Here is a 16,133-nt window from a genome sequence, read left to right on the forward strand (position 1 = left end):
AAAGGAAAATCCATGACAACCCCTTCTTTTGATAGCGTTGAAGCGCAAGCGAGCTACGGGATTGGTTTACAGATCGGGCAGCAATTACAAGAATCCGGTCTGGAAGGTTTATTGCCAGAAGCACTGTTGGCAGGTTTGCGTGACGCGATGGAAGGGAATACACCGACTGTCCCTGTTGATGTGATACATCGTGCGCTGCAAGAAGTCCACGAAAAGGCAGATAAAGTCCGTGTTGAGCGCCAGCAGGCGTTGGTAGAAGAAGGGAAAACCTTCCTGGAAGAGAATGCCAAGCGCGATGACGTGACGACCACTGAGTCTGGCTTGCAGTTCTCTGTATTGCAGGCGGGTGATGGCCCGATCCCGTCCCGTCAGGATCGTGTGCGCGTGCATTACACTGGTCGTCTGGTTGATGGCACGGTGTTTGACAGCTCGGTTGAACGTGGTCAGCCGGCTGAATTCCCGGTCAGCGGTGTTATTCCGGGCTGGATAGAAGCGCTGGCTATGATGCCAGTGGGTTCTAAATGGAAGTTGTGCATCCCGCACAACCTGGCCTACGGCGAGCGTGGTGCGGGTGCAACTATCCCACCATTCAGTGCATTGATGTTTGAAGTGGAACTGCTGGAAATTCTGTAATTTCTGAGCGCAGTGACATAAAAAAGGGCGATATCATGTCGCCCTTTGGTCTTTATTGAGCTGGTAAATAATCCACGATTAAGTTATTCACCATCCAGTGCGCGGGGAAACAGCAAGTTATTCTCTAGATGAATATGTTCCATCAGGTCAGTGATGAATTCATTGATACCGGTGTAAAGTGCTCGCCAGGTATTACAGGCACCCTCTGGCGGCGTCATATTTTGTGTTAGGTGTTTAACCACTTCCAATTGTTGCCCGACCGCATCGTGCTCAGCTTCCATCACAAATATTGGCCCACTGGCCTGTGACCCCATACCGCGTTTGATCATCGGGAACAGAATCTGCTCTTCTTTGTACATATGCTGGGTTAGTTCTTCTAAAATTGCCGTCAGTTCGGCTGCCAATCCACGGGGACATGCGGGTTTCTCGCCATGAACGCGTTCAACCTTTTCCGCCATTAGAATCAATTCTGGTAGCTGTTCACGGTGGCGGTTGTGATAGCGGCTGATAATAAAATCGATGATATTTGCCAGCGGTTGTTGTTGCCAATCTTCAGAGGGTAGCGGCTCGGTTTGCAATGCACTCAGTTGTGCCTCCAGCGTATCAATATCCAGATTCAGCTTAGTGGCTGCCCGTAACAGCGTTTGCTTGCCACCACAGCAGAAATCCAACTGGTGATGGCGAAATAATTTTGTTGCCCGTGGAATAGCGATAGCCAAAGCACCCAGAGACTGATTGCGGTAATCCATGCTGACACCTCATTGAGTAATTAAAAGTCCAATAAGGTGCATATTAAATACATGTTATGGTTTGCGATATAGCTCTAAAGAGGTAGATGAATGATGACAGCGCTCGTTGAAGCGCTGTCGTCAGAGATTACTTCTGCTGTAAATCAATTTGATACACTTTGAAACCTATCTCATCAGTACCCATTGCCTTCATCGGATATTGTGCTTTTTGCTGAATAAATTCAGTGGCTTTGGCACTTGGTGAGGTTTCAAAACGGATATCCAACGGGTGTTTACTGCTGATAGCCGCCAGACGCCAATTATTGTCAGCCTGCGGAGTGACCTGCCCGTGCTTCTTGGTTTCAGCACTGATATAAGCAGACAGCACCGCTCGGTTTTCATCCGGTGAAGCGAAGGCGATATGGCTATCACCGGTGCCAGCGAATTTACCGCTATAAGCGCGGTAGTTATTGGTGGCAATCAGGAAGGTGGCTTTCGGATCAATTGGTTTGCCGTTGAAGGTCAGGTTTTTAATACGTTCGGCTTTATCATTAATTAGCGCGCACTCGCCGTCATAACGGGCCGGTTGGCTGACATCAATTTCATATTTCACACCATCAATGACATCAAAATTATAAGTGCGGAAACCGTCCCAGTTAATCAGCGATTGCGGTTTGCTGCTGTTCACATCAATTTGATTAAATTGTGCAGCAGAGCACTCCAGCCACTGCTTAACATCCGCGCCACTGGCTTTCACTACCACCAAGGTATTGGGGTAAAGGTACAGATCAGCGGCGTTACGGAAGGTCAGTTCACCTTTTTCCACTTCGACAAAACTGGCCGGATCATTTTTGCGGCCGCCGGCTTTAAATGGTGCAGCGGCAGAAAGTACCGGTAAATCGGCTAAATCAGGATCGCCCTGAATAAAGTGTTCGGTATAGGCGCGCTGAGCGTTATTGACGATCTGCACGGTGGGATCATCTTGGATCAGTGCCAGATAACTGTACATATTATCCGATGCTTTGCCGATCGGTTGGCTAACAAAATCACGAGTACCTTGGTGATCTGCCGCCAGCACTTTTACTAAATCTGCATTCTCGGCTGCCAGTGACTTTTGGGCGATTTTATCAAAGATTGGGCGCGCCTCGGCTTTAGCCTGAGTCACCTGCCATGCGCCTTTATCATTATTCAGCACAAAATCCACCACACCCAAATGGTCACCCCACTGGCCTGGCATCACGGCCGGAATGCCGTTTAATGTCCCCTGTGCGATATCTGCGCCTTTAATGGTGGCAAAATCTTTGCTTGGGAAAACGGCGTGAGCGTGGCCAAACATAATGGCATCAATACCTGGCACCTGGCTGAGGTAATAAACCGAGTTTTCCGCCATCGTTTTATAAGGGTCACTGGAAAGGCCGGAGTGCGGAATGGCGACAACCAGGTCAGCCCCTTGTTTGCGCATCTCCGGTACCCACTTTTTGGCGGTTTCGGTGATATCGTTAACCGTCACTTTGCCGCTCAAGTTGGCTTTATCCCATGTCATCACTTGTGGCGGGACAAAACCGATGTAACCAATGCGCAGATTATGGGGTTTTCCGTCGCGATCTTTCACCGGTGTATCGACAATTAAATAGGGCTGAAACAACGGGTTACCGGTTTTTACATCGATCACGTTGGCGTTCACATAGGGGAACTTTGCACCGGCCAGTGATGTCTTCAGATAATCCAAACCATAGTTAAACTCATGATTACCGATGTTTCCGACCGTATAATCTAGCGTATTCATCGCCTTATAGACTGGGTGAATCTCACCGGCTTTTAGCCCTTTGGCGGCCATATAGTCACCCAACGGACTGCCTTGAATCAGATCGCCATTATCCACCAACACGCTGTTAGTGGCTTGTTGGCGAGCCGCTTCAATCAGGCTTGCGGTGCGAACTAAGCCGAACTTCTCGGTGGGCTTATCCTTGTAGTAATCAAAGTCCATCATATTGCTGTGCAGGTCGGTAGTTTCCAGTACGCGCAAATCAACAGTCGCGGCCTGCGCGGTTGAGGTCGCGGCAGCAATCAGGCTGGCAAGAAGGGATAACGTTAGCGGACGCGTGATCATGGCTTTCTCCATCTGATAAAAGCGATTCGAGATGTATCGCAAAAGAATATGTAATATTAATTAGTTACTGCAACAAAGTGTGAAGTGTGGCAGAAAATCCAATGTGATAACGCGCAGAGGCTCACAGTTAGCACCGGTCAATCTCGCTGATTTAATTGAAAGTTATGATACTGCGGTGGCTATTCATGATGAAACTTATTAGTCTGCCAAACAGGGTTTAACGTCGAGATGATTAAATTTTATTTTGGTTTGCGTTCTAAACTGTATATAGAACGAGTAATACAATCATTAGCGAGTTAAACAACCACGATCAATAGTCGACATGGCACATAATACCAAGGGGTGGATAATGTTAGAGCAAATTTGCCAACTCGCCCGCGAGGCAGGCGTGGCGATTATGGCGGTCTATCAGGGGGAGCAACCTCTTGATATAGCCCATAAAAAGGATGACTCACCGGTGACGGCGGCTGATCTTGCCGCGCATCATATTATCAAAGCCGGATTAGCGGCATTAACACCCGATATTCCGCTGTTATCTGAAGAAGATCCGCCAGTATGGGCGGTACGTCAGCACTGGCAGCGCTACTGGTTGGTTGATCCGCTTGATGGTACGAAAGAGTTTCTCAATCGCAACGGTGAGTTTACCGTTAACATTGCGCTGATCGAGCAAGGTGTTCCGGTGCTGGGGGTAGTGTATACCCCAGTGACTGAAGTGATGTATAGCGCGCAAGGTGGCCAGGCGTGGAAAGAAGAGTGTGGCCGGCGGATGCAGATTCAGGTACGCGATGCACTCCCGCCGCTGGTGGTGGTGAGCCGCTCCCACAGCGATGCTGAACTGGAAGATTATCTGTCGCAACTGGGTGAGCATCAGACGGTGTCGGTGGGGTCATCACTTAAGTTTTGTCTGGTAGCCGAGGGGAAGGCACAATTATATCCCCGTTTCGGGCCAACAAATGTCTGGGATACTGCGGCAGGACATGCCGTCGCCATTGCTGCCGGGGCTCATGTTCACGACTGGCAGGGTAAGCCGCTGGATTATACCCCGCGTGAATCTTTCCTGAACCCCGGTTTTAGAGTTTCCTTATTCTAGCGGCCCTAGGGTGTTACAAGTTGGTGCAGTTGGTCGATGACCTGCTGCACCTCGGTGGCCGTCAGCGCACCCTCTTTGACAAATTCAACCTTTCCCTGTGGGTCCAGAACCACAATGGCAGAGCCTTTCTCGGCTAAACCCCACGCCTTTTTCACGTTACCGTCGTTGTCGACCACAAACTGCGACCACGGGAATTCACGTTTGCTGCTTTCAATACTGTTTCGCACGAACACCGCTGTCCCGATGATGGCGTCGTCGGTATTGACGATTGTCGTTGTTTGGTAACGTTCGTGTGGCAGATTGGCATGTTTGATGGCTTCAATCAGCGGCGCATTCAGCTCTTTTGCTGAGGTGCGGCCAGCGATATGTTGAATCACTCGCACTTTGCCGGGCAGCAGTGAGCTATTCCAGTTTTTATAGCTAAACTGATCAGTAGCCTTATCGTAATTCAAGTCGCCTTTATCGCTGACACCTACTGGCGGTACGCGTTGGTTATTCTCAATCGAATGGGCGCAAACCAGTAAAGGCGTGAACAGTAATGAGAGCATAAGCAGGCTATTTTTTATCATGTGATGTCCTTGTGGAGAATGTAAGGCCTTATCCCCGAAAGCGGGTAAGTCACCCAATAATAGGTGCAGATCCGAGGTCTGTCCTGTTCGGTGAGCAGATTTATTTCTGGTGGTTACCAGAGGGTTATTCTGTAATTAAGTCTCATTTTTCTTTTGTTGTTCTGTAATCTTGTGTAAATACAGCATCTATCACTGATTTTGGCGGAACTTAAGCCTAGACTCTAGGTCTATTACTCTGCAATTATCTTACGTTACCTGTGATCTTGGTCGCGAATGCGCTAAAGGGGACGTAGTGGTGTTATGGGAGGAAAGTAAAACAATGAGGATCTTCCAGCGTTACAATCCGGTGAAAGTAGCGATGTATGTTAAAACGCTTTTCCGTGGGCGGTTGTATATCAAGGACATGGGGGCTTTTGAGTTCGACCAAGGCAAGATTTTGATCCCGAAAGTTAAGGATAAACGTCACTTTGTGGTCATGTCAGAGGTCAATCGGCAGGTGATGCGTTTGCAGGCCGAAATGTAAAAGATTTATCCCGAAAAAATTTAATTGCGGCCCCTATTTTGGGGCCGCTAATATTTTAAACGATCACTATGCCAGGGTGTCACCCCGCCGAAAATAAAACGATATGGCTGTTTACCTGTCAAGTTAACCTGTTTATGAATCTTCTTTTATAACGTACTCTGTCGAGTAAATAGACGATAACTGACGATGGTTTATAATTTTGTTTTTATTTTTAGTTGATTGCATATGTGTTTTTTATTCTATAAAAAATCTAACGTAACTCTATAGTTATGATGCTATCATTTTATTTTTATTCAGGTTTTTTATTTTATAAAATCTTTAGACTTTTAAAAAACGCACTGCTATAGTCCGTCGTGAATCTTTATTTAGTTATTACAATACATACGATTAGTTATAATCTGTGTGGTGTGGAATTATTGAAAAAATATATATTAATTAATTTGGTTTTCTAATTTACGAGAAAGATATAATCTCTATGACATATAATGTTAAAGCGGCCATTAATAATATAGTGAGTCTTTTCGCGACAATTCAGATTTCCTATCATTCCTCTGTATCTATAATTGGGAATCATAACTTAGTTGATGTTATTCTGATTGTAATATCCTTTTTTGGTTTTAGATCTATCGTTGGCTTTTTCCTTAATATGAAGAAATGGAAATAAAATATATTAATTACTTATTTATGGAGAATATATATGGAAGAGCTTAATTCAGTACAGGCTAATTTGGTGGTGGGGGGGGATGGTGCTCCCGCTACATTGCCTAATGCAGTAGGAACCGCCGCTATTGTGGGGGCGATTATGGGCATTCCCGCCGGGCCTATCGGTGTGATGGGCGGGGCTTTAGGTATGGGGATTGGCACCGCTATTGGTGCAACAGCATCGGTGGGTATCGCACCCGCAGGGGATGGGCTTCCTATGGGGATGGACCCCCGATGTGCTGACCGAGAATTTATTATGAATAACCATATGCTGTGCAATTAAATATCATTATTACGTCGGCAGGCGTTATGCGGAGAAAAACAGCGGCCCACCAAAAAAAGGGTGGGCCGCCAATGAGTTATATCATTACTGGTTCAAACCATCACTATGCATCACTGCTTTCATATGGCGCTTTTGGCAGGATCGGGGCAGGCAGGTCACTGAGTTTGGTTACCAGTAGCTGGTCTATCTTGTAGCTGTCGATATCCACGACTTCAAACTTGTAACCGGCATATTTAACGAAATCAGTCCGTTTCGGAATTTTACGCAGCATATACATCATAAAACCGCCGATGGTTTCATAATTGCCTGACTGCGGGAATTCGTCGATATGCAGCACGCGCATGACATCTTCAATCGGCGTGCCACCCTCAATCAGCCATGAGCTTTCATCGCGGGCGACAATTTGCTCTTCCTGGCCTTGACCGACTAAATCCCCCATCAGGGTGGTCATTACGTCATTCAGGGTGATTATACCAACCACTAGAGCATATTCGTTGAGGATAACAGCAAAGTCTTCACCGGCGGTTTTAAAGCTTTCCAGCGCCTCAGAGAGGGTTAGGGTATCTGGCACAATCAGGGCAGAGCGGATTTGCACACCGCTGCTCAAGACCAGGCTTTGATTACCGAGCACTCGGTTAAGCAAGTCCTTAGAGTCAACATAACCCACCACTTGATCGATATGGCCATCGCATACCAGGAATTTCGAATGTGGGTGGGTCGAAATCTTCTCTTTAATACTGTCTTCACTTTCCCGCAAATCGAAATAGATCACGCTTTCACGCGAGGTCATTGAGGAAGGAACGGTGCGTGACTCCAGTTCGAACACGTTTTCAATCAATTCATGCTCTTGCTTACGAAGTACCCCAGCCAAGGCACCGGCTTCTACCACGGCATAGATATCATCTGAGGTGATGTCATCATTACGCACCATTGGTAGTTTAAATAAGCGGAAGATCAGATTTGCCATTCCATTGAAGAACCAAACTAACGGGCGGCAAATCATTAGACAGAAGCGCATCGGGTTGACGATCCGCACGGCAACCGCCTCAGGTGAAATCATACCGATGCGTTTCGGGGTTAAGTCAGCAAACAAAATAAATAAGCTGGTCACCAACACGAACGAACAGATGAAACTCACTTGATCGGCAAGTTCCGGTGACATAACACGTTCAAAAACCAATTTGAACGAAGGAGAGAAGGCGGCATCACCGACAATACCCCCCAATATGGCAACAGCATTCAGGCCAATTTGTACCACGGTGAAGAATATTCCAGGGGTCTCTTGCAGCTTAAGAACCCGTAAGGCGTTGATATCGCCATCATCTGCCAAAATTTTTAGTTTAATTTTACGCGAAGCTGCCAATGAAATCTCTGATAACGAGAAGAAAGCGCTTACCGCGATTAAAAAAAGAATCAGTAAAATACTGTTTAACATAATCTGTCCGTGTCGTACCGACGACAGTGTCGGCGATCGTAAGGAAGGGCCATACTGTTTTTTAAATCTAGAATTCAAGAGAACGGCAGAAAGCCGTTATCGAGCTGAGTGAACAGCCTGGATAGTATAACCTGTCTTACTTTAAGTTGCAGCGGTGTTAGTTACGTTCGTTGCTCTGCCCATCCACGCGCCTCTCCTTGGCCGCTGCCTACCCGTTACTCTAGCCAATCGGGGTACGCAGCAGCAGTGCACGCGCCGTAAGTGTTACAAATTCGGCGGCATACAAACACCGATTCCACCTAAGCCACAATATCCATGCGGGTTTTTATACAGATATTGCTGATGGTCATCTTCGGCATAGTAGAACGGCAGGGCTACAGCAATCTCACTGGTAATCACCCGCTGATCCCCCGCCTGTTCCATTGCCTGCTGGAACACATGCTTGCTCTCTGTGGCTTGCGCTTCCTGTTCTGGCGTTAAAACATAAATAGCTGAACGATATTGTGTGCCAACATCCCCCCCCTGACGCATCCCTTGCGCGGGATCGTGATTTTCCCAGAAAACCTGCAATAGTTGCTTATAACAGATGATGGTCGGATCAAAAACCACGCGTACCGCCTCGGTGTGCCCGGTACGGCCACTACAGACTTCGTGGTAGGTTGGGTTCGGTGTGTAACCGCCACAGTAGCCTGCGGCGGTGCTGTAGACGCCTGGGAGTTGCCAGAATAAGCGCTCAACACCCCAGAAGCAGCCCATTGCGACGATAGCAACTTCCATCCCTTCAGGGATATGGGTCATGGAATGACCATTCACCACATGGAGATTTGCCACTGGCATCGGGGTCACTCGCCCCGCTAAGGCATTAGCCGCATCAATGACGGCATTTTTGTCATAATTTTGCACCAAAATATTCTCCGATGTTTACAGTGGATATGCTATTTACAGTAAATCGATAACAGGATGTTTACAGTGAATCACCATAGACAGTTGTATCTGATTGCGAGTTTGCACACAATAAGACGTATTCTGCGTTAATGTAGCGGCTTAACGCGAAATTTTAGGATTAACAGGCTGAAATCGGCCGTTGAACACGGGATGACAGTTGATAGAAAATTGTGTGAATGATGCCACTTTTCTTCTACTCACCGTTTGAGTGTTTTTACAGGAACGTAGACCCAATAGATTCCAAGGGGCAGAAGGCGGCAAGCGCGAGCAGCCAACACATCTGCAACTTGAAAGATGGCAGGGATAAAATTAATTAGGAGTACGCGTGCCACGATACCCTATTCTGTGTTTTTTGTGTGTATTGCTCGCCACGCCTATCGCCTTTGCTGCCAATATCCGGTTGCAGGTTGAAGGTCTTAGCGGGGATTTAGAGAGAAACGTCAGGGCGCGTTTATCAACGATAGGTACTGATGAAATTACGGCTGATGGCCGTTTTCGTTCAAGGGTCGATGAAGCTATCCGCCAAGGGCTGCGTGCTTTAGGGTATTACGACCCAACCATTACCTTTGATTTGCAGGAACGCCCAGCTCCGGCCCGTTCGGTGCTTATTGCTAATGTTGTTCCCGGTGAACCAGTATTGATTGCGGGTGTGGATATCGTTCTGCAAGGCGGGGCGAAGACCGATCCTGACTATCTGGCGCTGGTACGCCGCGATACCCCGAAGATTGGCTCTATCCTCAATCACGGCGATTTTGATGATTTTACCAGTTCGCTGACTAACCTGGCGCTGCGCCGTGGTTACTTCGACGCCAATATGATTAAAAGTCAGTTAGGTGTCGCCGCAGAGCTGCGTAAGGCTTTCTGGGATATCGATTTTGACAGTGGTGAGCGTTACCGTTTCGGCAAAGTGAATTTCCAAGGCTCGCAGATCCGTGAGGATTTCCTGCAAAATTTAGTGCCATTTCATGAAGGCGAGTTGTATACCTCCGATGAATTGGCTGAGTTGAACCGCCGCCTGTCTGCCACCAACTGGTTTAACTCTGTGGTGGTTTCGCCCGATTTTCGCGATGCCAAAAAGACTAAAATGCTGCCACTCGATGCGGTCGTCACCCCGCGCACAGAAAATACAGTCGAACTGGGGGGCGGCTATGCCACTGATGTCGGGCCACGGCTAACTGCCAGTTGGCGTAAACCCTGGATGAACTCCTACGGGCACAGCCTGACCACCAGTACCACCCTTTCAGCACCCGAGCAGACGCTGGATTTCAGCTACCGCATACCTTTGCTGAAAAATCCGTTGGAACAATATTATCTGCTACAGGGCGGGTTTAAACGTACTGACCTGAATGACACTAAATCTGATACCACCACCTTGAACGTGGCCCGGTTCTGGGATCTCTCCAGTGGCTGGAAGCGCTCGGTTAACCTGCGCTGGAGCCTCGATCACTTTACCCAAGGCAGTATCACCGACACCACCATGCTGCTGTATCCGGGGGTGAATATTAGCCGAACCCGTCAGCGTGGTGGCGCAATGCCGGTTTGGGGTGATAGCCAAAACTATTCCATTGATTGGTCTGATACCACATGGGGATCTGATGTGGATTTCGGAATATTCCAGGCGCAAAACGTGTGGATACGGACTCTCGGTGAGAAAAATCGTTTTGTGGTACGCGGCAATCTCGGCTGGATAGAAACCAATGATTTCAACCGGGTACCGCCATCACTGCGCTTCTTTGCCGGTGGTGACCGCAGTATTCGCGGCTATAAATTCCGTGATATTTCGCCACGCGACAGCGAGGGCAAACTTACCGGTGCTTCCAAGCTGGCAACCGGTACGCTGGAATATCAATATAACGTCACGGGCCGCTGGTGGGGGGCGGTATTTATCGATTCGGGCGAAGCGGTTAATGATATTCGCAAGAGTGATTTCAAAACCGGTGCCGGGGTTGGCGTTCGTTGGTCCTCTCCTGTCGGCCCGATCAAGCTGGATATCGCCAAACCCATTGGTGATAACGAAGCGCATGGCGTGCAATTTTACATCGGTTTGGGGCCTGAACTATGACGTCGGTAAAGAGACTGAGGTGGGTCAAGAGGCTCAGTATCGCCTTTCTGCTCATTATCCTGCTGCTGGTCGGCGCTATGGCGGGCCTGGTTGGAACCACCAGTGGTTTGCATTTTCTGATCAACAGTGCCGCCCGTTGGGTGCCCGGCCTGGATATTGCCAGTGTTAGCGGCGGTTGGCGTGATCTCACGTTAAAGGGCATTCAGTATCAAATGCCGGGCGTCACCGTCAAAGCGGGTCAGTTTCATCTGTCGTTGCAACTCTCTTGTCTGAAACGCAGCGAGTTGTGTGTTAATGCGCTGACCGCGCAAGATGTTGATGTGGTGGTGGATACCAAATCCCTGCCGCCAGCGGCAGAAACCCCAGCCAGCACGGAGCCAATGGGAGAGCTAAGTACTCCGTATCCTATTACTTTGCGTTTGCTGTCGCTGAATAATGTGAAAGTCACCATTGATGACACGGCTATCTCGTTGGATGAATTGCGTACCGGCGCACACTGGCAGCAGCGGGCGCTAGCGCTAATGCCGACCAAAATCAGTGGCTTACTGATAGCATTACCTAAAACGGTTCCTGCTATCATTCCTGATGCGGCCAAGCCGGTAGTCGAAACAGCAATCGCAGCTAAAGAAGCGGTGGAACAACAGGCTATTGCACCGGCAGAAGTGGACCCCCCGCTGGGCGAAACCTTAAAAGCGCTGTTTGCCAAACCACTGCTGCCTGAGTTACCCGACTTCGGCTTACCGTTGGATTTACAGATTAAATCGATCGCCGGGCAGCAACTCCGGCTGACCGGCGATACAGATGTCCTTATTAACAGCCTGTTACTGCAAGCCAGCACCCAAGAAAACCACATAAAATTGGATGCGCTGGAGATTAAATCGCCACAGGGCGGGCTATCAGCGCATGGTGAGGCGACGCTGGCCGATAAGTGGCCGCTGGATATGGTGATTAATAGCGCGCTAAATATAGAGCCACTGAAAGGCGAAAAGATCAAACTGACGATCGGTGGTGAGCTGCGGGATCAACTCACGGTTGCGCTGAATCTATCCGGGCCAGTCAGCGTCCAACTGGATGCGCAAACCTCGCTGGCGCAAGCGGGGTTGCCACTGGCTTTAACCTTGCAAAGTAAGCAATTACGCTGGCCGCTCGCCGGTGAGCCGCAATATCAAATCAATCATCTCAGAATGCGTCTCAACGGGCAGGCGACAGATTATGCACTCTCAATCCGTTCTGATTTCAACGGCACTGATTTGCCACCCGCACTGTTCACATTGGATGGTAAAGGCAATGTTGAGCAATTTAGTCTGACACGTTTACGACTGGCCGCGCTGCAAGGCAATACTGATTTGACCGGTGTGGTGGATTGGAGCAAAGCGGTCAGTTGGAACTCGGTATTAACCTTATCGGGTATTAATACCGCCAAACAGTGGCCGGACTGGCCGGCTAAACTGGATGGCAAGATTGTCACCCGCGGCAGTCTCCACGGTGGCAGTTGGCAATTACAGGTGCCAGAGTTGACGCTGGACGGCAATGTAAAACAGAACCGTGTGACGGCGCGTGGCTCATTGACGGGGAACGCTGCTGGTCAATGGCATATTCCTGGCATCAATCTGGCATTGGGCCGCAACCGGCTGGATGTGAAAGGTGATCTTAACGACCACTGGCAGTTAGATGCCAATATTGATGCGCCTCAGCTTGATGGTGCGCTGCCAGGGTTAGGTGGTGTGGTGAAAGGGGCACTGAAATTACGCGGTAACCTCAAAGCACCGCAACTGTTGGCTGACTTGACAGCTAATCGCCTGCAATGGCAAGAATTGACCATTAATCGCATTAAGGTCGATGGCGATGTTCGTTCAACTGATCAAATTCAGGGGCAGTTAGCCGTTCGGGTCGAGCAACTCAAACAAGCAGACTTGGTCGTCAGTTTGCTGACACTGGATGCCCGCGGCAGTGAAAAACAGCATCAATTACGGCTAAATATGCAGGGCGAACCGCTTTCTGGCCAGTTGGCATTGGATGGCAGTTTTGACCGGCAGCAACAGCGCTGGCGCGGTAATCTGAATAATACACGTTTCGACACGCCGGTCGGTGAATGGCGCTTAAGCCGTGCCATCGCACTGGATTATCAGGACGCGGCACAGCGGATAACCATTGGCCCACATTGCTGGCTCAACCCAAATGCCGAGCTTTGTGTACCACGAGCAATCGAAGCTGGCCCGAGTGGGCAGGCGAGTGTGGTGCTCAATCGTTTTGATTTAGCGATGATCAAACCGTTCCTTGGCCCGGATACCACACTGAGCGGTGTCTTCACCGGGCGGGCGGATGTCAGTTGGAAGGCCGGCGGCAGCTTACCGGATGCGCGGGTATCACTCAGTGGTAACGGCGTCAAAGTGCAGCAAGTGGTGCAGGGGAATACGCTGCCAATCGCCTTTGAAACACTGAACCTGAACGGTGGTTTGGCTAACGGGCAGGTGCGTGCGGATTGGCTGGTTAAACTGGTCAATAATGGGCAGTTCTCCGGCCAGGTGCAGGTGGCTGATCCAGAAGGGCGGCGTAATTTGTCCGGTAATATTGCTATTAGTAATATCTCGCTGGCAATGATTAACCCGATTCTCAGTGATGGCGAAAAAGCGGCCGGAAGCCTAAATGCCAATTTGCGTTTAGGCGGCAATGCGAAAAACCCATTGGTCTTTGGTCGTCTGGCGCTGGATAACGTTGATCTTGATGGCAGTTGGATGCCATTCAATATCACCGAAGGGCGTCTGGTGATGAATTTTGATGGCATGACCTCAACTCTGGATGGTTTGATCCGCACTTCTCAAGGGCAACTTAACCTAGCCGGTGATGCTGATTGGCGTGATATCAATGCATGGCGTGCCAGGATCGCCGCCAAAGGCAACAAGTTACGGGTTACGGTGCCGCCAATGGTGCGCATCGATGTTTCACCGGACATTGTTTTTGAAGCGACACCGCAGCTATTTACCCTTAACGGTTCTGTGGATATACCGTGGGCGCGGATCACCGTGCAGGAAGTGCCGGAAAGCGCAGTGGGTGTTTCACCGCATGAAGTGATGCTGAATAACGATCTGAAACCGATCAACCCTAGTTCTACTAGTATTCCAATTAATAGTAACTTGGTTATTCATGTCGGTAACGATGTGCGTCTGAATGCCTTTGGCCTGAAAGCCCGCCTGCAAGGTGATTTGAAAATGGTGCAGGATCAGCGCGGATTGGGGTTGAACGGGCAAATCAATATTCCGTCCGGTAGCTTCCGTGCCTATGGTCAGGACTTGATCGTTAACAAAGGGATACTGCTGTTCTCCGGCCCTCCGGATCAACCACTGTTGAATATTGAAGCAATTCGTAACCCAGATGCCACCGCTAACGGCGTGACTGCTGGGGTGCGCGTTACCGGTATGGCGGATGCACCGCGGCTGGAGATATTCTCGGATCCGGCCATGTCACAACAAGAGGCGCTATCTTACTTGCTGCGTGGGCAGGGGCTGGGTAATTCAGGTACAGACAGCGGTATGATGACGTCAATGCTGGTGGGTATGGGCGTTGCGCAAAGTGGCAAACTTGTGGGTAAAATTGGTGAAGCCTTTGGTGTCAGTAATCTGGCGCTGGATACACAAGGTGTCGGTGATAGCTCACAAGTGGTCGTGAGCGGCTATGTCACTAAAGACCTGCAAGTAAAATACGGTGTGGGTATATTTGACTCATTGGCGACGTTAACATTACGTTATCGGTTGATGCCAAGGTTGTATCTGGAAGCAGTGTCTGGTATTGATCAGGCATTAGATGTGCTTTATCAGTTTGAGTTCTAACAATGCGAATTATTGTCTACGGTAGTTTACGGCGCAAGCAAGGTAACAGTCATTGGATGACAGACGCCCAGTTGCTGGGCGAGCATGACCTGGAAGGTTACGAGATGTACAACTTAGGCCATTATCCGGCGGTTATCCCCGGAGACGGCACTGTGCATTGTGAAGTTTATCGAATTAACTCGTCCATTATGAATGAGTTAGATGAGCTAAAAAGTAACACTAAGGATTATCGGCGTGAGTTGATCCCAACACCTTATGGCAGTGCGTGGATCTATCTTTACCGTCTGCCGATTGAGGGATTACCCCGTATTCACAGTGGCGACTGGCTAAAACGCCATGAAGAAAGCGATAAGTCGTAAGATTCAGGGGTAAGACGCATACATAACGTACTGATAAATAAAAACACCGCTCAGTGGGCGGTGTTTTTTGCTTTTTATTCTCTCAGCAGCGTCAGGCACTGCTTTTGACATGCAAAACGCGGAAAATTACTTATTCTTCGCACGTTCGAAAGATGCCACAATCTCGGCTTTAGCGGCGGCGGCATCTGCCCAACCGTCAACTTTCACCCATTTGCCTTTTTCCAGATCTTTGTAATGCTCAAAGAAATGTGTGATCTGTGCTTTCAGTAATTCAGACAGATCGTTCACATCTTTAATGTGATCGTATTCTTTGGACAGTTTACTGTGTGGAACGGCAACCAGCTTGGCATCTTCACCCGCTTCGTCGGTCATTTTCAACACACCAACCGGGCGGCAGCGAATAACGGAGCCAGGCTGCAACGGATACGGTGTTGGTACCAGCACATCAACCGGGTCGCCATCTAAGGACAACGTGTGGTTGATGTAACCGTAGTTGCATGGGTAGAACATGGCAGTTGACATAAAGCGGTCGACAAACAGACAGCCGGTTTCTTTATCGATTTCGTATTTTATCGGATCGGCGTTAGCGGGGATTTCGATAACCACATAAATATCTTCTGGCAGGTCTTTACCTGCGGGGACGTTGTTCAAGCTCATGTCGGTTTCCTTTTATCAAACCAGAAATGGAGTGTTAGCTATTATAGCCAACTCGATTTGAAAGTACTCCCATTTTTCGGGCGCTTCCCGGTATGGGGCGCTATTTCCGCCAGGGTGAGATTTGCCTGCGACAGAATAGCGCTCTCAATTCGCCACATAAAAAAACAGCGGCTTGCGGCCACTGTCTTGTGTATTACTCTGCCACTGTTA

13 protein-coding genes are annotated in these 16,133 nt (G+C 49.0%); 7 read left to right on the forward strand and 6 right to left on the reverse strand.

The genetic code is table 11. The features are described from left to right. Positions 1-12 precede the first annotated feature (12 nt). Positions 13-633 (forward strand): peptidylprolyl isomerase, encoded by a 621-nt coding sequence (locus AT01_RS14425; protein WP_042547614.1) that lies wholly within the window; start codon positions 13-15, stop codon positions 631-633. 83 nt (positions 634-716) lie between these two features. Here AT01_RS14425 and ytfE read toward each other — a convergent pair whose 3' ends face one another. Then, complete coding sequence (gene ytfE / locus AT01_RS14430) at positions 717-1,382, reverse strand: iron-sulfur cluster repair protein YtfE (RefSeq protein WP_042547615.1); 666 nt, start codon at positions 1,380-1,382, stop codon at positions 717-719. A 127-nt stretch (positions 1,383-1,509) separates the two neighbouring features. After that, a complete protein-coding gene (locus tag AT01_RS14435; RefSeq protein WP_042547616.1) occupies positions 1,510-3,483 on the reverse strand; it encodes a bifunctional 2',3'-cyclic-nucleotide 2'-phosphodiesterase/3'-nucleotidase in 1,974 nt (657 codons plus the stop codon). A 337-nt stretch (positions 3,484-3,820) separates the two neighbouring features. Here AT01_RS14435 and cysQ point away from each other — a divergent pair, with 337 nt between their 5' ends. Then, a complete protein-coding gene (gene cysQ / locus AT01_RS14440; protein WP_004699859.1) occupies positions 3,821-4,561 on the forward strand; it encodes a 3'(2'),5'-bisphosphate nucleotidase CysQ in 741 nt (246 codons plus the stop codon). A 5-nt stretch (positions 4,562-4,566) separates the two neighbouring features. Here the strand turns inward: cysQ and AT01_RS14445 are convergent, their stop codons facing one another. After that, positions 4,567-5,130, reverse strand: a complete 564-nt coding sequence (locus AT01_RS14445; protein ID WP_042547617.1) for a YtfJ family protein — start codon at positions 5,128-5,130, stop codon at positions 4,567-4,569. Positions 5,131-5,449: 319 nt separating this feature from the next. On the opposite strand from AT01_RS14445, the gene AT01_RS14450 reads away from it, so the two are divergent. Further along, on the forward strand, positions 5,450-5,653 hold the full coding sequence (locus AT01_RS14450) for a DUF1107 domain-containing protein (protein ID WP_042548648.1): 204 nt from the start codon (positions 5,450-5,452) through the stop codon (positions 5,651-5,653). A 697-nt stretch (positions 5,654-6,350) separates the two neighbouring features. After that, positions 6,351-6,638 carry a hypothetical protein gene (locus AT01_RS22605; protein WP_071841529.1) on the forward strand — a complete coding sequence of 96 codons (288 nt, stop codon included), beginning with the start codon at positions 6,351-6,353 and terminating at the stop codon, positions 6,636-6,638. A 103-nt stretch (positions 6,639-6,741) separates the two neighbouring features. On the opposite strand, the gene AT01_RS14460 is transcribed toward AT01_RS22605, so the two are convergent. Beyond that, on the reverse strand, positions 6,742-8,073 hold the full coding sequence (locus tag AT01_RS14460; RefSeq protein WP_004699866.1) for a hemolysin family protein: 1,332 nt from the start codon (positions 8,071-8,073) through the stop codon (positions 6,742-6,744). Positions 8,074-8,337: 264 nt separating this feature from the next. Next, the gene (msrA, locus tag AT01_RS14465) at positions 8,338-8,976 is read right to left on the reverse strand and encodes a peptide-methionine (S)-S-oxide reductase MsrA (RefSeq protein WP_082039621.1); all 639 of its coding nucleotides are present in this window, start codon (positions 8,974-8,976) and stop codon (positions 8,338-8,340) included. Between the two features lie 367 nt (positions 8,977-9,343). Between msrA and tamA the strand changes: the two genes are divergently transcribed. From tamA to AT01_RS14480, 3 genes are read left to right on the forward strand one after another with little or no spacing between them, the layout of a single operon-like run. Continuing rightward, a complete protein-coding gene (gene tamA, locus AT01_RS14470; RefSeq protein ID WP_042547619.1) occupies positions 9,344-11,080 on the forward strand; it encodes an autotransporter assembly complex protein TamA in 1,737 nt (578 codons plus the stop codon). Then, entirely contained in the window at positions 11,077-14,907 is a 3,831-nt protein-coding gene (tamB, locus tag AT01_RS14475) for an autotransporter assembly complex protein TamB (RefSeq protein WP_042547620.1), read from the forward strand. The genes tamA and tamB overlap by 4 nt, the downstream gene beginning before the upstream one ends. Before the next feature lie 2 nt (positions 14,908-14,909). Next, a complete protein-coding gene (locus AT01_RS14480) occupies positions 14,910-15,266 on the forward strand; it encodes a gamma-glutamylcyclotransferase family protein (RefSeq protein ID WP_042547621.1) in 357 nt (118 codons plus the stop codon). A gap of 126 nt (positions 15,267-15,392) precedes the next feature. Here the strand turns inward: AT01_RS14480 and ppa are convergent, their stop codons facing one another. Then, complete coding sequence (gene ppa / locus AT01_RS14485; protein ID WP_004699876.1) at positions 15,393-15,923, reverse strand: inorganic diphosphatase; 531 nt, start codon at positions 15,921-15,923, stop codon at positions 15,393-15,395. Positions 15,924-16,133: the final 210 nt, after the last annotated feature.

The sequence above is a fragment of the Yersinia aldovae 670-83 genome, from assembly GCF_000834395.1.
GTDB lineage: Bacteria > Pseudomonadota > Gammaproteobacteria > Enterobacterales > Enterobacteriaceae > Yersinia > Yersinia aldovae.